Below are 21,889 nucleotides of genomic sequence, written 5' to 3'. Positions count from 1 at the left end.
GGTGACGCCGTGCCCGCGACGGCTGAGGCCGCGCCGGCCCCGGCCGTGACGCGCTGCAGCGGCGCACCATCGGTCAGGTTGCCGGTGGGTGCGCGCAGCACCTGGTCTCCCAAAGCCAGGCCTGAAGCGATGACGACCTCGCCGCGGCGGTCGTCACGCTCGCCCAAGATCACGTTGACCTTCTTGAGCTGATTGCCATCGACCTTCCAGACATAGGCGCTATCGCCCTGGCGCTGCACCGAGCCCTCGGCCAGCACCAGCGCCTTGCGCTCGGCGCTCTCGACGCGGCCTTCGGCATAGAGGCCGGAGACCTGAGGGGCCTTGCTGCGATCGTTGAATTCAGCGATGAGCTCGACCTGACGCGTCGTCGCATTGGCAGCGGCATCGATGCGGGCCAGCTTGCCGCGGAACTCCGCGTCGCCAAAGCCGTTGATGCGGAAGGACACCGGTTGGCCCAGCTTGAGCTCGCCCAGGCGATCGGCCGAGACCTGGCCTTCGAAGCGCATCGACGCCGGGTCGATGACCTTGATGAGTTCGCGGCCGATCTGCACGGTGTCGCCGACGGAGATCTTTCGCTCGCTGACGACGCCATCGAACGGCGCGCGGATCTCGGTGCGCGAAACCTGCTGGCGGGCCGTGACGGCGCGCGCCTTGGCTGCGGCCAACTCGCTCTGGGCGGCGTTGCGGCGCACCTCGGCGTCTTCCAGGCCTTGCATGGAAATCATGCCCTGCTGGTTCAGCGTGCGCTGGCGGGCCAGAACGCGCTCGGTCTGCTCGAAGCTCTGTTGGGCGGCGCGCAGCGCCTCATCGGCCGAGGTCAGGCCGTCGCGGATGGAGGTGGGGTCCAGTCGGATGATGAGATCACCCGCGCGCACACGCTCGCCGTTGTCCTTGGCCACCTGCAGCACGACGGCGGCCACTTCGGCACGCAGGTCGGCACGGCGGGCCGGCTGGATGGCGCCCGTGATGACGGGCGCGCCGATCAGGCCGCTCTGGCCAACCTGACGCAGATCCTCGGGCGCGAGCAGCAGCGGCGCAGACGTCTTGGCCGCGGCGCCCTTGGCCTCATCGGGCTTGCCACCCTTGCCGCAAGCGGTAAGGGCCAGGGCCAATGTCAATGCGGTCAGGGTCAGCGATGCACGCGTCATGGAGACAAGCTTTCTTCGAAAGGGCAAAGGTCGGACGGCTCAAACGCCGGAGCTTAACGGTCTGGCAACACGGCGCCAGAGGTCATGTACGAAACGGAAGAACTTTCGGGCCGAGCGCCGGGCCTGCCGTGGGCCAGAGGCCCATGGCCTTCCGTAGGCACAAGCAGTCCGCAGGGACTTCTTGTGTCCGACTCCAGTTCACCTGGCCGGCCCGCCTGGCGATGTGCATGCGGCTTGACGCTGCATGCGTCGCCGTCTCCCTGGAACCGGCCAAGGTATGCCTTGGACGAGGGGCGCTACTTTAGCCAGTCCAGCGCCCAGGCACCCTGCTGCCAGCGCTGCAGCCACAGCAGGCCGATCAGGGTCTTGGCATCGGTCAGCTCGCCTTGGGCGGCGAGGCGGTCGAGATCGTCGACCGTGTGTGTGACAAGCTCGAGAAACTCGCCCTCGTCCAACTTCTGCTCGCCCTTGTTCAGGCCGCGCGCGAAGTAGATGTGGATGCCTTCGTCCGAGTAGGCGATGGCGTTGTGCAGCACACCGGCATAGGCCCATTCGGTGGCGCTGTAGCCGGTCTCCTCCAGCAGCTCACGGCGACCGCAGACCAGCGGGTCTTCGCCGGCGTCGAGCTTGCCAGCCGGGAACTCCAGCATCACGCGGCCCATGGGGTAGCGGTATTGGCGCTCCATCAACAACCGGCCGTCGTCCAGCAGCGGTACGACCATGACGGCGCCGGGGTGGCGGATGTATTCGCGGTGCGCGGCAGTGCCGTCCGGCAGCGCGACACGATCGCGGCGCACGTCGAGGAAGTGGCCGGCGTAGACCTGCGTGCTTTCGAGCAGGCGCTCGACGAGATGGGGGTCTTCGCTGTCAGAGGTGGCCACGGCGCAGATATCTCCAGACAAAGCCGGGAAACCCCAGCGTGATGAAGAGACAGGTCGCCGCGGCATAGAACTCCCAGCCTTGCGCATGGCGCTGGCCGATGCGGGCCTCCAGCAGCGAGCCGAGGCCGAAGGTCAACATGGCCATCAGCAGCAACTCCAGCAACCGCCACCACGCCGATTTAGGCGCTTGGCGTGGGCCGACGAGCAGCAGCCTCTCGTTGAAATAAGGCAGGTTCGCCGCGATGACGGCCGCGACGAGAACCAGCCAGACAGCGGCGGACTGGTCCATGGATGCGTTCAGGTGGCGAGGGCCTGGCGGATGGCGACCTTGCACAGCTCCAACAGGCCACCCGGCAGCAGGCCGAAGACCAGCACGGCGGCGCCGTTGAGCGTCATGACGAAGCGCACGTCGGCCGGCGCGGCCAGCGGGGCCGTATCGGTCGGGGCGTCGAAGAACATGACCTTGACGATGCGCAGGTAATAGAAGGCGCCAACCAGCGACACGACGACGGCGAAGCCGGCCAGCCACAGGTAGAACGGCATCTGCGTGGCCACCAGAGCCTGCAGCACGGCCAGCTTGGCGTAGAAACCCACGGTGGGCGGCACGCCAGCCAGCGAGAACATGAACAGCGTCATGACCAGGGCGAACCAAGGGCTGCGCTTGCCCAGGCCCGCCAGGTCCTTGATCTCCTCAGCCTCATGGCCCTGGCGCGACAGCAAGATGACCATGCCGAAGGTACCCAGTGTCGTCAGCACATAGGTGACGACGTAGAACATGGCCGAGCTGTAGGCGTTGGTGCCCCAGGTCGTGCTGTCATTGACGACGCCGGCAGTCATGCCCAAGAGCATGAAGCCCATGTTGGCGATGGTCGAGTAGGCCAGCATGCGCTTCAGATTGCTCTGGGCGATGGCGGCGAGGTTGCCGATCAGCAGCGACATGACGGACAGCACGACCAGCATCTGCTGCCAGTCCACGGCCAGGCCGCTCATGCCTTCGACCAGCAGGCGCACGGTGATCGCGAACGCGGCCAGCTTGGGCGCGCCGCCGATCAGCAGCGTGACGGCCGTCGGTGCGCCCTGGTAAACATCAGGCACCCACATGTGGAAGGGCGCGGCGCCGAGCTTGAAGGCCAGGCCGGCGACGACGAAGACGGTGCCGAAGATCAGCACGCTCTTGTTCGGGATGCCCTGGGAGATGACGCCAAAGACTTCGGGGATGGTCAGCGAACCGGTGGCGCCGTACATCATCGACAGGCCGTACAGCAGGAAGCCGCTGGCGAGGGCGCCGAGGACGAAATACTTCATCGCCGCCTCGGTCGACACCGCATGGTCGCGGCGCAGGGCCACCAGCGCGTACAGCGACAGGCTCATCAGCTCCAGGCCGAGGTAGACGACCAGGAAGTTGTTTGCCGACAGCATCACGTTGATGCCCAGCAGCGCGAACAGGCTGAGGATGAAGAGCTCGCCCTTGAGCATCTCGCGGAAAGCGGCATAGGGGCGTGCATAGACCAGCGTGATCAGCGTCGCGACGCAGGCGAAGCCGGCCAGCAGGTGGCCCATGGGGTCGGCGACCACCATGTCCTGCATGGCATAGGTGGTCAGGCCGGCGTTGAAGTAGCTGAAGTGCAGGCCACCCACGACGATGAGGGTCAGCTGGGTCAGCCAGTAGGTCGGGCGGCGCTGCTCGTCGGTGACCCACAGGTCCACCAGGGCAACCACGCAGCCCATCGCCAGCAGCAGGATTTCGGGGTAGATCGCGAGCCAGTTCATGTCGTTCATTGTTCTTGCCTCTGCTCGAAATCAGGCCGGGATCTTGCTGAGCGCGACATGCCTGAGCAGCTCGGTGACCGAGTTGTGCATCACGTCGGTGAAGGGCTTGGGATAGAGGCCCATGTACAGCGTCGCCACGGCCAGCAGAGCGAGCATGAGGAATTCGCGGGTATTGATGTCGGTCAGCGCGCGCACGTCGTCGTTGGCAATATCGCCAAAGTAGACGCGCTTGATCATCCACAGCGTGTAGGCCGCGCCAAAGACCAGGGCCGTCGCGGCGATGCCGCCCAGCCAGAAGTTGGCCTTGACGGTGCCGAGGATGACCATCCACTCGCCGACGAAGCCGGCCGTGGCGGGCAGGCCGCAGTTGGCCATGCCGAAGAAGACGGCAAAGGCAGCGAACTTGGGCATGGTGTTGACGACACCACCATAGGAAGCGATCTCACGCGAGTGCACGCGGTCGTAGAGCACGCCGATGCACAGGAACATCGCACCCGACACGAAGCCGTGCGAGATCATCTGTACCAGGCCGCCAGAGACGCCCAGTTCGTTGAAGATGAAGAAGCCCAGCGTCACGAAGCCCATGTGGGCGATGGACGAGTAGGCCACCAGCTTCTTCATGTCCTTCTGCACCAGGGCCACCAGGCCGATGTAGACGACGGCGATCAGCGACAGCGCAATGATCAGCCAGGACCAGTGGCGGGCGGCGTCCGGCGCGATCGGCAGCGAGAAACGCAGGAAGCCATAGCAACCCAGCTTCAGCATGATGGCCGCCAGCACGACGGAGCCGCCGGTGGGTGCCTCGACGTGGGCGTCGGGCAGCCAGGTGTGCACCGGCCACATCGGCACCTTGACCGAGAAGGCAGCCAGGAAGGCGAAGAACAGCCAGGTCTGGGCGCCACCGGTCAGCGGCAACTTGTGCCAGGTCTGGATGTCGAAGCTGCCGCCGGGAACCTGGGAGTACAGGTAGAGCAGCGCGATCAGCATCAAGAGCGAGCCGGCCAACGTATAGAGGAAGAACTTGAAGGCCGCATAGACGCGGTTCGGGCCGCCCCAGACGCCGATGATGATGTACATCGGGATCAGTGTGGCCTCGAAGAAGACGTAGAACAGCATGCCGTCCAGCGCGCTGAACACGCCCACCATCAGGCCCGACAGGATCAGGAAGGCGCCCATGTACTGGTTGACGCGGGTCTCGATGACCTCCCAGGCCGAGATCACCACGATGATGGTGATGAAGGCCGTCAGCGGCACGAACCACATCGAGATGCCGTCCACGCCCAGGTGGTAGCTGATGTTGAAGCGGTCGATCCAGGGTTGGTTCTCGACGAACTGCATGGCAGCCGTCGATGTGTCAAAGCCGGTGATCAGCGGGATGGTGGCGAGAAAGCTCGCCACGGCAGCGACCAGGGCCAGCCAGCGCACGGCGTGCGCCTGCTCGTCGCGCCCGAGCGCCAGCAGCAAGGCGCCGCAGACGATGGGCAGAAAAATCGCAAGACTCAGCAACATTCTTGTTCTCCGCCTCTCGCTCAGAACCCGAACAGGGCGCTGAACTGGGGCTTGATATAGGGCCAGAGCTGCCAGGTCATCAGGCCGGTGACGCCAAGGATCATGACGAGGGCGTACCAGTACAGGTAGCCGCTCTGCAGGCGGCGCACCAGGCCCGCGATGCCACCGACGCCACGCGCCGAGCCATTGATGATGAGTCCGTCGATCAGCCCGGCATCGCCACCCTTCCACAGGCCCATGCCGATGAGGCGTGCGGCGCGGGCGAGGATGTTCTCGTTGATCCAGTCCATGAAGTACTTGTTCTCCAGGACGATGATCAGCGGGCGCAGCACCTTGGCCAGCGTGGCCGGAATGCTCGGGGCGACCATGTAGAACACGTAGGCCGTCACGACACCGGCCAGCGCGAGCCAGAACGGCAGCGAGGTCAAGCCGTGCAGGGCCATTGCGGCGGCGCCATGGAACTCCTCGGCCAGTTCCTCCATCGCCGGGTGGGCGTGCAGGTTGACGAAGATGGCGTCCTTGAAGAAGTCGCCGAACAGCATCGGCTGGATGGTCATGAAGCCGATGACGACCGACGGGATGGCCAGCAGCACCAGCGGCGCGGTGACAACCCAGGGCGACTCGTGCGGCACGTGGGCGTGGCCGTGGTCACCATGGTCATCGTCGTGATGATCATGCTCGCCCGGGAAGGGCTTGTGGTGGAAGTTCTCCTTGCCATGGAAGACGAGGAAGTACATCCGGAACGAATAGAAGGCCGTCACGAACACGCCGACGATGACGGCGAAGTAGGCGAAGTGCGCACCCGGCAGATGGCTGGCGTGCACGGCCTCAATGATCGAGTCCTTGGAGTAGAAGCCCGAGAACAGCGGCGTGCCGATCAGCGCGAGCGAACCCAGCAGCGACGTGATCCAGGTGATGGGCATGTACTTGCGCAGGCCGCCCATGTTGCGGATGTCCTGGTCATGGTGCATGCCGATGATGACGGAGCCCGCGCCCAGGAACAGCAGCGCCTTGAAGAAGGCGTGCGTCATCAGGTGGAAGACGGCCACCGAGTAGGCCGAGGCGCCCAGGGCGACGGTCATGTAACCCAGCTGGGACAGCGTCGAGTACGCCACGACGCGCTTGATGTCGTTCTGGATGATGCCGAGGAACCCCATGAACAACGCCGTGATCGCACCGATCACCATGACGAAGTTCAGCGCCGTGTCGCTCAGCTCGAACAGCGGCGACATGCGCGCCACCATGAAGATGCCGGCCGTCACCATCGTGGCGGCATGGATCAGCGCGGAGATGGGCGTCGGACCTTCCATCGAGTCCGGCAGCCAGACGTGCAGCGGGAACTGCGCCGACTTGCCCATCGCACCGATGAAGAGGCAGATGCAGGTGACCGTCATCAGCGACCAATCGGTGCCGGGGAAGATCATCTGCGACAGGATCTCGGACTTGGCGAAGGTCTCGGCGTAGTTCAGCGAACCCCCGAAGGCCACCAGCAGGCCGATGCCCAGGATGAAGCCGAAGTCGCCGACCCGGTTCACCAGGAAAGCCTTCATGTTGGCGAAGATGGCCGTCGGTTTCTTGTACCAGAAGCCGATCAGCAGATACGACACCAGGCCCACCGCTTCCCACCCGAAGAACAGCTGCAGCATGTTGTTGCTCATGACGAGCATCAGCATGCTGAACGTGAACAGCGAGATGTAGGAGAAGAAGCGCTGGTAGCCGTCGTCCTCTTCCATGTAGCCGATGGTGTAGATGTGCACCATCAGCGACACGAAGGTCACGACCACCATCATCATGGCCGTCAGGCCGTCGATGAGGAAGCCGACTTCCATCTTCAGCGCGCCGAGGTTCATCCATTCGTAGATGGTGGCGTTGAAGCGCGCGCCGTCGACGGCCACGCTGTACAGCGTCATCGCCGACAGGATGAAGGCGATCAGCACGCCGAGGATGGTGACCATGTGCGAGCCGCGGCGGCCCACCGTCTTGCCGAAGAAACCGGCCACGATGGCGCCCACGAGCGGCGCCAGCGGCACCGTCAGCAGCAGGTTCTGGGAGAGTTGTGCAGACATCTTTTTCTCAACCCTTCAGCGCGTCGAGCTCTTCGACGTTGATGCTGGCTCGGTTGCGGAACAGCACGACCAGGATGGCCAGGCCGATGGCCGACTCGGCCGCCGCGACGGTCAGGATGAAGAACACGAAGACCTGGCCGCCCATGTCGCCCAGGTAGTGCGAGAAGGCGACGAAGTTCATGTTGACCGCCAGCAGCATCAGCTCGATGGCCATCAGCAGCACGATCAGGTTCTTGCGATTCAGGAAGATGCCGATCACCGACAGCGCGAACAGCATCGCGCCCAGCGTCAGAAAGTGGCCCAGGGTCAGGCCGCTCAGCCCGGTAATGGCGGTCATGCCTGGCCTCCTTCGGTGGGTGCGGCGGGCGGGGCCGGCGGCGTGGCGACGGTGGGCGCCATCTTGACGATCTTCAGGCGCTGGGCCTTGGTGACCTTGACCTGTTCGGATGCGTCCATGGCACGCGAGTCCTTGCGGCGGCGCAGCGTCAGGGCGATGGCCGCGACGATGGCCACGAGCAGCAGCACGGCGGCGATCTGCAGCGGGTACAGGTAAGCGGTGTAGATCTCGATGCCGAGCAGCTTGGTATTACCCATCTTCAGCTGCTCGGCGGTGGCCACCGGCACGTCAGACAGTTGGAAGCCGCCCATCAGCACGATGCCCATCTCGAAGGCGATCAGAGCGCCGACAACGGCCGCCAGCGGCAGATGCTTCCAGAAGCCCTCACGCAGGCTGTCGGTGTTCAGGTCCAGCATCATGACGACGAACAAGAACAGCACCATGACGGCACCGATGTAGACGAGCACCAGCGCAATCGCCAGGAACTCGGCCTTCAGCAGCATCCAGATGCAGGACGCCGTGAAGAAGGACAGGATCAGGAACAGCGCCGCATGCACGGTGCTGCGCGCCGTGATGACGCGGAACGAACTCACCAGCAGGATGCCGGAGAAGACGTAGAAGAGGATGGTCGTGATGTCCATACGTATCCAGGCCAGCTGAGCTGGACCGCTGCGGCCGCAAGGCCGGTCAGCGATCAGCGGTACTTGGCATCAGCCTCCTTTTGGGCCGCGATTTCGGCTTCGTACTTGTCACCGACGGCCAGCAGCATGTCCTTGGTGAAGTACAGGTCGCCGCGCTTTTCGCCGTGGTATTCGAAGATGCTGGTCTCGACGATGGAGTCCACCGGGCAGCTTTCCTCGCAGAAGCCGCAGAAGATGCACTTGGTCAGGTCGATGTCGTAGCGCGTCGTGCGGCGGCTGCCGTCGGCGCGCACGTCGCTCTCGATGGTGATAGCCATCGCGGGGCAGACAGCCTCGCAGAGCTTGCAGGCGATGCAACGCTCTTCACCGTTCTCGTAGCGGCGCAGCGCGTGCAGGCCGCGGAAACGCGGGGACAGCGGCGTCTTCTCTTCGGGGAACTGGATGGTGATGTTGCGCGAGAGGAAATGCCTCCCGGTGAGCTTCATCCCCTTGAGCAGTTCCCAGAGGAAGAAGGTCTTCGCGAAATTCGTGATTGCAGTCATGGGCGCCGCCTCACTTCCAGATGTTGAACGGTGTCTGCATCCAGGCACCGACAACGACCAGCCAGATCAGCGTGATGGGAATGAAGATCTTCCAGCCCAGACGCATGATCTGGTCGTAGCGGAAGCGCGGGAACGTGGCGCGCACCCACAGGAACGTCGTGACGACGAAGAAGGTCTTGCCGAACAGCCAGGCCCAATTCCAGAACGCCATCGTGTGCTGGATGAAGGTCGGCGTTTCCATGCCGAACAGGCTCCAGGAGATCGGCGCGCTCCAGCCGCCCAGGAACATGAGGACGGCCAGGGCCGACACCAGGATCATGTTGGCGTACTCGGCCAGGAAGAACATCGCGAACGACATGCCCGAGTACTCGATCATGTGGCCGGCAACGATTTCCGATTCGCCTTCGACGACGTCGAACGGATGGCGGTTGGTTTCGGCCAGGCCCGAGATGAAGTAGACGATGAAGATCGGGAAGAGCGGCAGCCAGTTCCACGACAGCAGCGGCACGCCGTGGGATGCAAACCAGCCGCGTTCCTGCACCTGCACGACCTCGGTCATGTTCAGGCTGCCCGTCACCATCAGCACGACGACCAGCGCAAAGCCCATCGCGATCTCGTAGGAGACCATCTGCGCCGAGGCGCGCAGCGCGCCGAGGAAGGCGTACTTCGAGTTCGAAGCCCAACCGGCAATGATGACGCCGTAGACCTCGAGCGAGGTGATGGCCATCAGGTACAGCAGGCCGGCATTGACGTTGGCGGCGGCGGCATCCGGGCCGAAGGGCACGACGGCCCAGGCGGCCAGCGCCGGCATGATGGTCATGACGGGGCCGAGGAAGAACAGGCCCTTGCTCGCGGCTGCGGGCTTGATGATCTCCTTGAAGATCAGCTTGACCGCATCGGCGATGGGCGTCAGCAGGCCGTAGGGGCCGACGCGGTTCGGGCCCGGGCGGATCTGCGACCAGCCGATGGCCTTGCGCTCCCACAGCGTCAGGTAGGCGACGCAGATCATCAGCGGTGCAACGACCGCGATGATCTTCATCAGGCTCCACACCAGGGGCCACAGGGCCCCCAGCAGCGAGGCGCCGTGTTGGTAGAGGGTGTCGATCATTCTTGTCAGCTCCCTCAGACCTTGCTGATGTTGAGCGTGCCGAAGGCAGCACCCAACGCGGCGGTTTGTGCCAGGCCAGCGGGCACGCGGGCCACGCCTTGCGGCAGGCCGGCTTCAAGGCGTGCGGGCAGTTGGGCGGCACCGCCGTCCTGCACGACGCGGACCTGATCGCCCTCAGCCAAGCCAAGCTGTTGCCACAGGCTGCTGGGCAGGCCGACCGTGGCGGCTTCACGGCCGTCGGTGGTCAGCTGCAGCGAGGTCGAGTTGCGCACCAGCGCATCGGTCGCGTAGATGGGCAGATTGCCGAAGCGCTCGACGCCCTCAGCCTTGACCGCGGCTTGCGGCGCAGAGGTGGTGGCGTTGCTGAGACGGGCGGCGATGTCGCCACCCAGGGCTTGTTCGCGCACCTGCTCGGAGCTGTCCTGGTCGAAGCCCGGCAGGCCCAGCAGATTGCCCAGCACACGCAGCACCTTCCAGGCCGGACGCGTCTCGGCCAGCGGGCGCACGACGCCGACGAAGCTCTGCAGTCGGCCCTCGGCGTTGACGAAGCTGCCGGAGGTTTCGGTGAAGGGCGCGATCGGCAGCAGCACGTCGGCGTATTCGAGACCGCTCTTGAACGGGCTCAGCACGACGACCATCTCGGCCGCGTCCAGCGCCTTGGCGGCGGCGGCGGCATTGGCGGAGTCCAGCACCGGGTCGGTGTTCAGCAGCAGTGCGGCCTTCAGCGAGGTGCCGTTCAGCATCTGGCCGGCATTCAGGCCGTCGATCTGCGGCTGGGCCTTCACGAGCTGCGCGCCAACCGTGTTGGCGGCGGCGGTCAGGTAGCCGACGCTCGCGCCGGTCTGCTGGCCAATCCACTGCGCCAGCGCCAGCAGGCTGGCGGCTTGCGAGTGCTCGGCGGCAGCGTTGCCCAGCAGGATGGCCTTGGCTTTACCGGACTGCAGGCTGGCGGCGATGGCCTTGGCTTCGTCGGTGGCCGTGCCGGCGAGCGGTGCACCAGCACCAATGGCGGCAGCCACATCGGCCAGGGCTTGCACCCAGCCCGAGGGCGCGACGGAGGTCGAGCCGGCGAGCGGCATCAGCCAGTCATCGCTGCTCAGGCCGACACGATGCACGGCGGCACCACGGCGCGCGGCGTGGCGCAGGCGGGCGGCGAACAGCGGGTGATCCTTGCGCAGGTTGGAGCCGACGACGAGGGCGCGGTCGAGCTCGGACAGGCTCGCGATGCTGGTGCCCAGCCAGTGCGCCTGGCCGGCTGACGCGACATTGCCGAAGTCGCTGTGGCGCAGGCGGTGGTCGATGTTGTCGCTGCCCAGGCCGCGCACAAGCTGTGCGAGCAGGTGCAGCTCTTCCACCGTGCTGTGGGCCGAGCCCAACGCGCCGATGGCGGCCGCGCCATGGTCGGCCTTGATGGTCTTGAGGCCGTTGGCGATGTATTCCAGCGCCGTGGTCCAGTCGACCTGCTTCCAGGCACCGCCCTGCTTGATCATGGGCGCGGTCAGGCGCTGGTCACTGTTCAGCGCTTCATAGCTGAAGCGGTCGCGGTCGGCGATCCAGCATTCGTTGACGTCTTCATTCTCCAGCGGAACGACGCGCAGGACCTGGTGGTTCTTGACCTGGACGATCAGGTTGGCACCGGTCGAATCGTGTGGGCTGACGCTCTTGCGGCGCGACAGTTCCCAGGTGCGGGCGCTGTAGCGGAACGGCTTGCTCGTGAGCGCACCGACCGGGCAGATGTCGATCATGTTGCCCGACAGCTCGGAGTCCACCGTGCGGCCGACGAAGGTCTGGATCTCGCTGTGCTCGCCGCGATGGGCCATGCCCAGCTCCATCTGGCCGGCGATCTCCTGGCCGAAGCGCACGCAGCGGGTGCAGTGGATGCAGCGGCTCATCTCTTCCATCGAGATCAGCGGGCCGACGTTCTTGTGGAAGACGACGCGCTTCTCTTCGGTGTAGCGGCTCTTGCCAGCACCGTAGCCGACGGCCAGATCCTGCAGCTGGCACTCGCCGCCCTGGTCGCAGATGGGGCAATCCAGCGGATGGTTGATCAGCAGGAATTCCATGACGCCCTGCTGGGCCTTGATCGCCTTGTCGCTCTTGGTGCGGACGATCATGCCCTGCGTGACGGGCGTCGCGCAGGCCGGCATGGGCTTGGGCGCCTTCTCCACGTCCACCAGGCACATGCGGCAGTTGGCCGCGATGCTGAGCTTCTTGTGATAGCAGAAGTGCGGGATGTAGGTGCCGGCCTTCTCGGCGGCATGCATGACCATGCTGCCTTCCAGGACCGAGACCTTCTGACCGTCGAGTTCGATTTCAACCATGGTGGTGTTTCTCTAGGCGCTCAGGTCGGAGCCACCAGGGGCTTCTTGTGTTCAATCAGGTGCACGAACTCGTGCTTGAAGTGCTTGATCATGGCGCGCACGGGCATCGCGGCAGCGTCGCCCAGCGCGCAGATCGTGCGGCCCTGGATGTTGTCGGCTACCGAGTTCAGCAGGTCGATGTCCTCTGCCCTGCCCTCGCCGTGGTAAATGCGTTCCAGCACGCGGTGCATCCAGCCCGTGCCTTCGCGGCAGGGCGTGCACTGGCCGCAGGACTCGTGGGCGTAGAAATAGGACAGGCGCAGCAGGCTCTGCACCATGCAGCGCGAGTCGTCGAGGACGATGACGGCGCCCGAACCCAGCATGGAGCCGGCCTTGGCGATGGAGTCATAGTCCATCGTGCACTGCATCATCACGTCGGCCGGCAGCACCGGCGCGGACGAGCCGCCAGGAATGACGGCCTTGAGCTTGCGGCCCTTGCGCACGCCACCGGCAAGCTCGAGCAGCTTCTCGAAGGACGTGCCCAACGGAACCTCGAAGTTGCCGGGCTTCTCGACGTCACCCGACACCGAGAACAGCTTGGTGCCGCCGTTGTTGGGCTTGCCGATCTCGAGGTAGGCCTGGCCGCCGTTGCGGATGATCCAGGGCACCGCGGCAAACGTCTCGGTGTTGTTGATGGTGGTGGGCTTGCCGTACAGGCCGAAGCTGGCCGGGAACGGCGGCTTGAAGCGCGGTTGGCCCTTCTTGCCTTCCAGCGATTCCAGCAGCGCAGTCTCTTCGCCGCAGATGTAGGCGCCGAAACCATGGTGGCCGTGCAACTGGAAGCTGTAGTCCGAGCCCATGATCTTGTCGCCGAGGTAACCAGCGGCGCGGGCCTCTTCCAGGGCCGCCTCGAAGCGCTCGTAGACCTCGAAGATCTCGCCGTGGATGTAGTTGTAGCCGACCTTGATGCCCATCGCGTAGGCGGCGATGGCCATGCCCTCGATGACCTGATGCGGGTTGAACATCAGCAGGTCGCGGTCCTTGCAGGTGCCCGGCTCGCCTTCGTCGGAATTGCAGACGAGGTATTTCTGGCCCGGGAACTGGCGGGGCATGAAGCTCCACTTCAGGCCGGTCGGGAAGCCTGCGCCGCCACGGCCGCGCAGGGCCGAGGTCTTCACTTCGGCAATGACTTGATCGGCTGTCAGGCCTTCGCCACCGTCCTTGCCCAGGATCTTGCGCAGGGCCGCATAGCCGCCACGGGCTTCGTAGTCCTTGATCGACCAGTTCTTGCCGTCCAGGTCCGCATAGATCTGCGGGCTGATGTGGCGGCCGTGGAAACAGGTCTCGGCGCCGGTGGCTTGGAATTTGGAAAGGTCCAGCATCGTCGTCCTCAGGCCTTGGCTGCTTCAGACCGCAGCACGTCGACGAGCTCGTCCAGGCGCTCGGTCGTCATGAAGCTCAACATCTGACGGTCATTGACCAGCATCACCGGCGAGTCGGCGCAGGCACCCAGGCACTCGCTCTTCTGCACGGTAAAGAGGCCGTCGGCCGTCGTGCCGCCTTGCTCGATGCCGAGCTTGCTGCACAGGTGGTCCAACGCCTTCTGGCCGTCACGCAACTGGCAAGGCAGGTTGGCGCAGACGTTCAGCTTGAACTTGCCCGTCGGGCGCTGGTTGAACATGTTGTAGAAGGTCGTCACCTCGTACACGGCGATGGGCGCCATGCCGAGATGGGCGGCGATCACGTCTTCCGCGGCGCGGGGCACGAAGCCCTCTTCCTGCTGCACGATGGCCAGGCAGGCCATGACGGCAGACTGGCGCATCTCGTAGGGGTACTTGGCGACCTCGCGGTCGAAGCGCGCGCGGGTGGCGTCAGAGAGTTGGTAGCTCATCGATCAATCTCGCCGAACACGATGTCCATGGTGCCGATGATGGCGACGGCGTCCGCAATCATGTGGCCGCGACCCATCTCGTCCAGCGCCGCCAGATGGGCAAAGCCCGGCGGGCGAATCTTCAGGCGGTAGGGCTTGTTGGCGCCGTCGCTGATCATGTAGATGCCGAACTCGCCCTTGGGGTGCTCGACAGCCGCATAGGCCTCGCCCTCGGGCACGTGGAAGCCCTCGGTGAAGAGCTTGAAGTGGTGGATCAGCTCTTCCATGTTGGACTTCATGTCCACGCGCGAAGGCGGCGCCACCTTGTGGTTGTCGGTGATGACCGGGCCGGGGTTGGCGCGCAGCCAGGCCGAGCACTGCTGGATGATGCGGTTGGACTGGCGCATCTCTTCCACGCGCACGACATAGCGGTCGTAGGTGTCGCCGTTGGTGCCGATGGGGATGTCGAAGTCCAGCTTGTCGTAGACGTCGTAGGGTTGCTTCTTGCGCAAGTCCCAGGCGATGCCGGAGCCGCGCAGCATGGGGCCGGTGAAGCCCAGGTTCAGCGCGCGCTCTGGCGACACGACGCCGATGCCGACCGTGCGCTGTTTCCAGATCCGGTTGTCGGTCAGCAGCGTTTCGTAGTCGTCGACGTTCTTCGGGAAGCGCGCGGTGAAGTCATCAATGAAGTCCAGCAGAGAGCCTTGGCGGTTCTCGTTGAGCCTGTCGATGGCCTTGGCATTGCGGATCTTGCTGGCCTGGTGCTTCGGCATCGTGTCCGGCAGGTCGCGGTAGACGCCGCCCGGCCGAAAGTAGGCCGCGTGCATACGCGCGCCCGAGACCGCCTCGTACATGTCGAACAGGTCTTCGCGCTCGCGGAAGCAGTAGATGAGCACGTTCATCGCACCGCAATCCAAGCCGTGCGCACCCAGCCACATCAGGTGGTTCAGCAAGCGCGTGATCTCGGCAAACATCACGCGGATGTATTGCGCGCGGATCGGCACCTCGATGCCCATCATCTTTTCAATGGCCAGGCAGTAGGCCTGCTCATTCGCCATCATCGACACATAGTCGAGGCGGTCCATATAGGGCAGCGACTGGATGTAGGTCTTGCTCTCGGCAAGTTTCTCGGTCGCGCGGTGCAGCAGGCCGATGTGCGGGTCGGCGCGCTGGATGACTTCGCCGTCCAGTTCGAGCACCAGGCGCAGCACGCCGTGGGCGGCCGGATGCTGCGGACCGAAGTTGAGGGTGTAGTTCTTGATTTCGGCCATGGTGTTCAGAGCCCGCCGTACTTGTCTTCGCGAATGATGCGAGGCGTGATCTCACGCGGCTCGATGGTCACCGGCTGGTAGATGACTCGCTTCTGCTCGGCGTCGTAGCGCATCTCGACATGACCCGACACCGGGAAGTCCTTGCGCATCGGGTGGCCGATGAAGCCGTAGTCGGTCAGGATGCGGCGCAGGTCGTTGTGGCCGTCGAAGATGACGCCATACATGTCGAAGGCTTCGCGCTCAAACCAGTTGGCCGAACTCCACACGCCGGTGACCGAGGCCACGCAGGGGAAGTCGTCGTCGGTGGCGAAGACCTTCAGGCGCAGGCGCCAGTTCTTGCTGATCGACAGCAGGTGGCTGACTGCGGCGTAGCGGGCGCCTTCGTAGGCACCATCGCCGAAGCTGCTGTAGTCGACACCGCAGAGGTCGATCAACTGCTCAAACTTCAGCTCGGGGTGGTCACGCAGCGTCGTCGCGACCTCGAGGTAGTCGGCCGCGCGCACGGTCAGCGTCAGTTCGCCCAGGGCGTTCTTCAGCGCAACGACGCGCTCACCGAGGACGGCGCCAACTTGCTGGGCCAGGGTTTCGAGATTCAGGCTCATACCTTGGCGCTCAGCGTGCAATGGTGTTTTCGCGGCGGATCTTGGCCTGCAGTTGCAGGATGCCGTAGAGCAGCGCCTCGGCCGTCGGCGGGCAGCCGGGCACGTAGACGTCCACCGGCACGATGCGGTCGCAGCCGCGCACGACGGAATAGCTGTAGTGGTAATAGCCGCCGCCATTGGCGCAGGAGCCCATCGACAGCACCCAGCGCGGCTCGGCCATCTGGTCGTAGACCTTGCGCAGCGCCGGCGCCATCTTGTTGCACAGCGTGCCGGCCACGATCATCAGGTCGGACTGGCGCGGGCTCGGGCGAAACAGCATGCCGAAGCGGTCGATGTCGTAGCGCGCGGCACCCGCGTGCATCATCTCGACGGCACAGCAGGCCAAACCGAACGTCATCGGCCAGAGTGAGCCGGTCTTGGACCAGTTGATGAGCTTGTCGACCGAGGTGGTGACAAAGCCCTCTTTCAGGACGCCTTCAATACCCATTTGGAATTCCCAGCTTGTGTCGGCGGACGTTTATTCCCAATCGAGGGCGCCTTTTTTCCACTCGTAGGCGAAGCCGACGACCAGAATGCCGAGGAAGATCATCATCGCCCAGAAGCCCGTCGCACCGATTTCCTTGAGCGCCACGGCCCAAGGGAACAGGAAGGCAATTTCCAGGTCGAAAAGAATGAACAGAATGGCGACGAGGTAGTAGCGCACATCGAATTTCATGCGCGCGTCTTCAAAGGCCTCAAAGCCGCATTCGTAGGGGGAGTTCTTGGCCGCGTCGGGCCGATTGGGGCCGAGCAGCGCGCCGAGCACCTGGGGTGCAATCCCGACCACTGCGCCGACCAAAATGAAGAGGATGACGGGCAGGTATTGATCGAGATTCATCTGGGCTTTCTCGGGTCGACTAAACGTCTTCGTCAACGTGGCCCGCATACGCGAGCCACAAAAGCAAACGGGCGCGTCACCAGCAAAACCAAAGTCTCGCTCGCGGATCGCGCCCGCCTTGAACCTAGCCTCAATCAACCCAGCCTGAGGCTGAGCGACTTTGGCGACAGGCCGCTATGGCTGGCTCCCGCATCAGTGCCGCGGGAATCCTAGCCGATGTTCTGGTGCCGTCGGCGAGACTCGAACTCGCACAGCTTTCGCCACTACCCCCTCAAGATAGCGTGTCTACCAATTTCACCACGACGGCAGGTACTCAAACATGCCTGGCAGCTAGTGAGGGTTTGCGTGCCAGACAGCCTCGAATTCTATACCGGGAATTAGGGGTCTCCCGGTGAGGAAGCGAGGTTTTTAGTCGGACTTCAGTTGGTTGCGGCAGACGCAGCAGCCGAGGCCGTTGCAGCAGGCGCAACGACGGCACCAGGGATGGCGGCAGCGCCCGACGCGGCGGGGGCGATGACGGCGGCGCGGTCCAGCACGCTGTCGGCAGTCGGTGCGGCTGTGCGGCCGTTGGACAGGAAGGCCAGGCCCAGCGTGCAACCAAAGAACAGCGTGGCGGCGACGGCCGTGCTGCGCGACAGGAAGTTGGCACTGCCGGTGGCACCGAACAGGCTGCCCGAGGCACCGCTGCCGAAGGACGCGCCCATGTCGGCGCCCTTGCCGTGCTGCACAAGCACCAGACCGATGATCACCAGGGCCGAGAGCAACTGAACGATCAACACCAGATTCGCAAAGAACTGCATTCCAAACACTCCATCAAAACTTGTTGACGCCCGGCCTCAGTGCCAGGCGCCCGAAAAACTCAGTGCGTCGCCGCCAGGCAGATGGCGGCGAAATCCGCCACCTTCAACGACGCGCCGCCAATCAGGCCGCCGTCGATATCGGGCTGCGAGAACAACTCGGCCGCGTTGTCAGCCTTGACGCTGCCGCCGTAAAGGATGCGCATGACACCGGACTTGTCCGTCGCGGCGTGCAACTGCGCGCGCAGCACCGCATGCACGGCTTGCGCCTCGGCGGGCGAGGCGGTCAGGCCGGTGCCGATGGCCCAGACGGGCTCATAGGCAACGACCATTTCGCCGCAGCAATGGCCCAGCGTGTGGATGACGGCGGCGAGTTGCCGCTTGACGACGGCTTCGGTCTGGCCGGCTTCGCGCTCAGCACGCGTTTCGCCGACGCAGACGATGGGCGTCACGCCATGGGCCAGCGCGGCCTTGGCCTTGTCGGCGACCAGTTGGTCGCTTTCCGCGTGATAAGCGCGGCGCTCCGAATGGCCGACGATGGCGTAGCGGCAGCCGACGTCCGCCAGCATGGCCGACGAGACCTCACCGGTGTAGGCGCCCTGCTCGTGCGAGGAGCAGTCCTGCGCGCCGTAGGTGATGGCCGTGCCGGTCAACGCGAGCGCCGTCTCGGCGATATAGAGGGTGGGCACGCAGACGGCGACGTCAGCGTTCCAGGGGCCTGCCTCCTTGAGGCCGGCCAGCAGTTGGGCGTTGGCAGCGCGGCTGCCGTGCATCTTCCAATTGCCAACGACGAGTTTTCTTCTCACGGCTCACTCCTTGACCAGGTCAGCACGATCTTGCCGATGTGCTGGTTGGATTCCATGCGCGTGTGCGCCTCGGCCGCCTGGGCCGCGGGCAACTCGCGGTCAATGACGGGCTTGATGCGACCGGCCTCGATCAGCGGCCAGACCTTGTCGCGCAGTGATCGCGCAAGGCCCGCCTTGAACGCTGCCGAGCGCGGGCGCAGTGTCGAACCGGTGATCGTCAAGCGCTTGCGCAGCACGAGGCCAGCATCGATCTCCGACTTCACGCCGCCCTGCACAGCGATCAACGCCAGGCGACCATCCTCGGCCAGCGCCTGAACGCCACGGCCGATGTAGTCGCCGGCCACCATGTCCAGGATCACGTCAACACCGCGGCCGCCGGTGGCGGCCTTGGCTTCAACGACGAAATCCTGCTCGCGGTAGTTGATCACGACGTCAGCACCCAGCGCGAGGCAGGCTTGGGCCTTGTCGGCGCTGCCGACCGTCACCAGCACCCGGGCACCCAGCGCCTTGGCGATCTGGATGGCGGTCACGCCGATGCCGCTGCTGCCGCCGTGGATCAACAGCGTCTCGCCCGGCTGCAATGCAGCGCGGTCGAACACATTGGCCCAGACGGTAAAGCAGGTCTCGGGCAGCGTCGCGGCCTGAGCCAGCGTCCAACCCTTGGGCACCGGCAGGCATTGCCCGATCGGCGCCGTGCACAGCTCGGCATAGCCGCCGCCATTGACCAGCGCGCAGACCTTGTCGCCCAACTTGAAGCCATGCGCCGCCAGAGCCTCGGAGTCACCAGCGACGATCTCGCCCGCAACTTCCAACCCCGGCAGATCGCTCGCACCCGGCGGCGGCGGGTAGGCACCCTTGCGCTGCAGCACATCCGGGCGGTTGATGCCCGAAGCTGCGACGCGGATCAGGCACTCACCCGGGCCCGCGACTGGATCCGGCCGTTCGGCCAGCTCCAGCACCTCGGGTCCGCCGGGGCGGGTGATCGCGATGGCTTTCATCGCTCTCGCAATTACTCTGCGGCGGGCGGCGTGTGGTCAGCGGCCGGCATCGGAGCAGCTTCACGCTCGGGACGGTCCAGCAGTGCCTTCATCGACAGCTTGATACGGCCCTTCTCGTCCGTCTCCAGGACCTTGACCTTGACGATCTGGCCTTCGCTCAGGAAGTCGGTGACCTTCTCGACGCGCTGGTGGGCGATCTGGCTGATGTGCAGAAGACCATCCTTGCCAGGCAGCAGGTTCACGAGAGCACCGAAGTCCAGGATCTTGGTGATCGGGCCTTCGTAGACCTTGCCGACTTCGACTTCGGCCGTGATTTCCTGGATGCGCTTCTTGGCCAGTTCGGCCTTGTCGGCGTCCGTGGAAGCGATCGTGATGGTGCCGTCTTCGCCGATGTCGATGGTCGTGCCGGTCTCTTCGGTCAGCGCACGGATCGTGGAGCCGCCCTTGCCGATGACGTCACGGATCTTCTCCGGGTTGATCTTCATCGTGTACAGGCGGGGCGCGAATTGCGACACCTCGGTGTTGGCCGTGCCCATGGCTTCGACCATCTTGCCCAGGATGTGCAGGCGGGCTTCCTTGGCTTGCGCCAGGGCGACCTGCATGATTTCCTTGGTGATGCCCTGGATCTTGATGTCCATCTGCAGGGCGGTGATGCCGGTCGTCGTGCCGGCCACCTTGAAGTCCATGTCGCCGAGGTGATCTTCATCACCCAGGATGTCGGTCAGCACGGCGAACCGGTTGGCGTCCTTGATCAGGCCCATGGCGATGCCGGCCACGTGGGCCTTCATCGGCACGCCGGCGTCCATCAGTGCAAGGCAGCCGCCGCAGACCGAAGCCATCGACGAGGAGCCGTTGGACTCGGTGATTTCCGAGACGACGCGCAGCGAGTAGGGGAAGTCTTCCTTGCTCGGCAGTGCGGCGATCAGCGCGCGCTTGGCCAGACGGCCGTGGCCGATTTCGCGGCGCTTCGGCGAACCCACACGACCCGTCTCGCCGGTGGCGAAGGGGGGCATGTTGTAGTGCATCATGAAGCGGTCTTCGAACTCGCCGTCCAACGCGTCGATGCGCTGTGCGTCACGGTCCGTACCCAGCGTGGCGATGACCAGCGCCTGGGTTTCACCACGCGTGAACAGCGCCGAGCCGTGGGCGCGCGGCAGGATACCGTTGCGGATCTCGATGGGGCGCACAGTGCGGGTGTCGCGACCATCGATGCGCGGCTCGCCGGCCAGGATCTGGCTGCGCACGATGCGGGCTTCGATCTCGAACAGCAGGCCTTCGACCTCGACCTTGTCGAACTCGACGCCTTCGCCCTTGAGCGCGGCAAAGACGCTGGACGTCACGCTGCGGCAGGCTTGCGTGCGGGCTTGCTTGGAGCGGATCTGGTAGGCCTCGCGCAGGGGGCCTTCGGCCAGGCCGTTGACCTTGGCAATGAAGGCCTCGTCCTTGGCGGGGGCAGTCCAGGTCCAGGTCGGCTTGCCGGCGTCACGCACCATGTCATTGATGGCGGCGATGGCGACATTGCCTTGCTCGTGGCCGTAGACCACGGCGCCGAGCATGATTTCTTCAGACAGGCCCGAGGCTTCAGACTCGACCATCAGCACGGCGGCTTGCGTGCCGGCGACGACCAGGTCCATCTGGCTGTTGGCCAGTTCGGACTTGCTGGGGTTCAGCACGTATTCGCCGTTGACGTAGCCCACGCGGGCGGCACCGATCGGGCCATTGAAGGGGATGCCGGAGATGGCCAGCGCAGCGGACGTGCCGATCAGCGCGGCGATGTCGGCCTGGACTTCGGGGTTCAGGCTCACCACGTGGATGACGACCTGGACTTCATTGAAGAAGCCTTCCGGGAACAGCGGGCGGATCGGGCGGTCGATCAGGCGACTGGTCAGCGTCTCGTGCTCGGAGGGGCGGCCCTCGCGCTTGAAGAAGCTGCCGGGGATCTTGCCGGCGGCATAGGTTTTCTCGAGGTAGTCGACGGTCAGCGGGAAGAAGTCCTGGCCGGCCTTGGCTTCGGTCTTGGCGACCACGGTGGCCAGCACGACGGTGCCTTCGATGTTGACAAGGACGGCGCCGGTGGACTGGCGGGCGACTTCACCCGTTTCCAGCACGACGTTGTGGCGGCCCCATTGGAAGGACTTCGTGACCTTGTTGAAAATGGACATGCTCATCTCCTGGTTGTGGTGGGTGCGGGGGCACCCGGGGGAACCGGGAACGAGACTGGGTTTGGTCCAGATGCCATTCCAGGGCGGCTCGAAAAAACCGTCTTGGAATGATCCGACACCACGTCAGCTCGGTTCCGGTAGATAGATGGACAAAGAGCCTGTACTGGGCTTGAGGACCAGACAGGCTCCATGTCGGATGGGGCG

21 protein-coding genes and 1 tRNA gene are annotated in these 21,889 nt (G+C 64.7%); all 22 read right to left on the bottom strand.

Translation table 11 applies throughout. The features are described 5' to 3' along the window. Positions 1-1,148 (bottom strand): efflux RND transporter periplasmic adaptor subunit (locus tag ACXJKJ_RS10785; RefSeq protein WP_457390088.1); only part of this gene is annotated, 1,148 nt, incomplete at its 3' end. 296 nt (positions 1,149-1,444) lie between these two features. Beyond that, positions 1,445-2,029 carry an NUDIX domain-containing protein gene (locus ACXJKJ_RS10780; RefSeq protein ID WP_457390087.1) on the bottom strand — a complete coding sequence of 195 codons (585 nt, stop codon included), beginning with the start codon at positions 2,027-2,029 and terminating at the stop codon, positions 1,445-1,447. Next, positions 2,016-2,318, bottom strand: coding sequence for a DUF2818 family protein (locus ACXJKJ_RS10775; RefSeq protein ID WP_457390086.1), 303 nt, complete (start codon positions 2,316-2,318; stop codon positions 2,016-2,018). The genes ACXJKJ_RS10780 and ACXJKJ_RS10775 overlap by 14 nt, the downstream gene beginning before the upstream one ends. A gap of 8 nt (positions 2,319-2,326) precedes the next feature. Next, positions 2,327-3,808, bottom strand: a complete 1,482-nt coding sequence (gene nuoN, locus ACXJKJ_RS10770) for an NADH-quinone oxidoreductase subunit NuoN (RefSeq protein ID WP_056196935.1) — start codon at positions 3,806-3,808, stop codon at positions 2,327-2,329. A gap of 21 nt (positions 3,809-3,829) precedes the next feature. After that, positions 3,830-5,308: an NADH-quinone oxidoreductase subunit M gene (locus tag ACXJKJ_RS10765; protein WP_056196933.1), complete on the bottom strand. Its 1,479-nt coding sequence runs from the start codon at positions 5,306-5,308 to the stop codon at positions 3,830-3,832. 20 nt (positions 5,309-5,328) lie between these two features. After that, positions 5,329-7,374: an NADH-quinone oxidoreductase subunit L gene (nuoL, locus tag ACXJKJ_RS10760; RefSeq protein ID WP_457390085.1), complete on the bottom strand. Its 2,046-nt coding sequence runs from the start codon at positions 7,372-7,374 to the stop codon at positions 5,329-5,331. A 7-nt stretch (positions 7,375-7,381) separates the two neighbouring features. Beyond that, positions 7,382-7,711, bottom strand: a complete 330-nt coding sequence (nuoK, locus tag ACXJKJ_RS10755) for an NADH-quinone oxidoreductase subunit NuoK (RefSeq protein ID WP_056196929.1) — start codon at positions 7,709-7,711, stop codon at positions 7,382-7,384. Beyond that, positions 7,708-8,352 (bottom strand): NADH-quinone oxidoreductase subunit J, encoded by a 645-nt coding sequence (locus tag ACXJKJ_RS10750; protein ID WP_056196928.1) that lies wholly within the window; start codon positions 8,350-8,352, stop codon positions 7,708-7,710. The genes nuoK and ACXJKJ_RS10750 overlap by 4 nt, the downstream gene beginning before the upstream one ends. Before the next feature lie 53 nt (positions 8,353-8,405). Continuing rightward, positions 8,406-8,894 carry an NADH-quinone oxidoreductase subunit NuoI gene (gene nuoI / locus ACXJKJ_RS10745; protein ID WP_056196926.1) on the bottom strand — a complete coding sequence of 163 codons (489 nt, stop codon included), beginning with the start codon at positions 8,892-8,894 and terminating at the stop codon, positions 8,406-8,408. Positions 8,895-8,904: 10 nt separating this feature from the next. Beyond that, entirely contained in the window at positions 8,905-10,002 is a 1,098-nt protein-coding gene (gene nuoH / locus ACXJKJ_RS10740) for an NADH-quinone oxidoreductase subunit NuoH (protein WP_457390084.1), read from the bottom strand. 14 nt (positions 10,003-10,016) lie between these two features. Continuing rightward, complete coding sequence (gene nuoG, locus ACXJKJ_RS10735) at positions 10,017-12,323, bottom strand: NADH-quinone oxidoreductase subunit NuoG (RefSeq protein WP_457390083.1); 2,307 nt, start codon at positions 12,321-12,323, stop codon at positions 10,017-10,019. A gap of 20 nt (positions 12,324-12,343) precedes the next feature. Next, complete coding sequence (nuoF, locus tag ACXJKJ_RS10730) at positions 12,344-13,684, bottom strand: NADH-quinone oxidoreductase subunit NuoF (protein WP_457390082.1); 1,341 nt, start codon at positions 13,682-13,684, stop codon at positions 12,344-12,346. Positions 13,685-13,692: 8 nt separating this feature from the next. Further along, positions 13,693-14,193, bottom strand: a complete 501-nt coding sequence (locus ACXJKJ_RS10725; protein WP_457390081.1) for an NADH-quinone oxidoreductase subunit NuoE family protein — start codon at positions 14,191-14,193, stop codon at positions 13,693-13,695. Then, positions 14,190-15,443 (bottom strand): NADH-quinone oxidoreductase subunit D, encoded by a 1,254-nt coding sequence (locus ACXJKJ_RS10720; RefSeq protein WP_457390080.1) that lies wholly within the window; start codon positions 15,441-15,443, stop codon positions 14,190-14,192. Before ACXJKJ_RS10720 ends, ACXJKJ_RS10725 begins: the two co-directional genes overlap by 4 nt. Before the next feature lie 5 nt (positions 15,444-15,448). After that, the gene (locus ACXJKJ_RS10715) at positions 15,449-16,045 is read right to left on the bottom strand and encodes an NADH-quinone oxidoreductase subunit C (protein ID WP_457390079.1); all 597 of its coding nucleotides are present in this window, start codon (positions 16,043-16,045) and stop codon (positions 15,449-15,451) included. 10 nt (positions 16,046-16,055) lie between these two features. Further along, positions 16,056-16,532, bottom strand: a complete 477-nt coding sequence (locus ACXJKJ_RS10710) for a NuoB/complex I 20 kDa subunit family protein (protein ID WP_046113908.1) — start codon at positions 16,530-16,532, stop codon at positions 16,056-16,058. A 30-nt stretch (positions 16,533-16,562) separates the two neighbouring features. Continuing rightward, positions 16,563-16,922 (bottom strand): NADH-quinone oxidoreductase subunit A, encoded by a 360-nt coding sequence (locus tag ACXJKJ_RS10705; RefSeq protein WP_056196915.1) that lies wholly within the window; start codon positions 16,920-16,922, stop codon positions 16,563-16,565. A 222-nt stretch (positions 16,923-17,144) separates the two neighbouring features. Continuing rightward, positions 17,145-17,229: transfer RNA gene (locus ACXJKJ_RS10700), tRNA-Leu, on the bottom strand. Between the two features lie 112 nt (positions 17,230-17,341). Continuing rightward, entirely contained in the window at positions 17,342-17,722 is a 381-nt protein-coding gene (gene secG / locus ACXJKJ_RS10695; RefSeq protein ID WP_056196914.1) for a preprotein translocase subunit SecG, read from the bottom strand. Between the two features lie 59 nt (positions 17,723-17,781). Beyond that, on the bottom strand, positions 17,782-18,525 hold the full coding sequence (gene tpiA, locus ACXJKJ_RS10690; RefSeq protein WP_056196912.1) for a triose-phosphate isomerase: 744 nt from the start codon (positions 18,523-18,525) through the stop codon (positions 17,782-17,784). Further along, positions 18,522-19,523 (bottom strand): NAD(P)H-quinone oxidoreductase, encoded by a 1,002-nt coding sequence (locus ACXJKJ_RS10685; RefSeq protein ID WP_457390078.1) that lies wholly within the window; start codon positions 19,521-19,523, stop codon positions 18,522-18,524. Before ACXJKJ_RS10685 ends, tpiA begins: the two co-directional genes overlap by 4 nt. A gap of 11 nt (positions 19,524-19,534) precedes the next feature. Next, positions 19,535-21,685, bottom strand: a complete 2,151-nt coding sequence (gene pnp, locus ACXJKJ_RS10680; protein WP_457390077.1) for a polyribonucleotide nucleotidyltransferase — start codon at positions 21,683-21,685, stop codon at positions 19,535-19,537. Positions 21,686-21,889 lie beyond the last annotated feature (204 nt).

The sequence above is a fragment of the Roseateles sp. P5_E1 genome (assembly GCF_054049335.1).
This window is presented reverse-complemented; position numbering and strand designations above follow the sequence as displayed.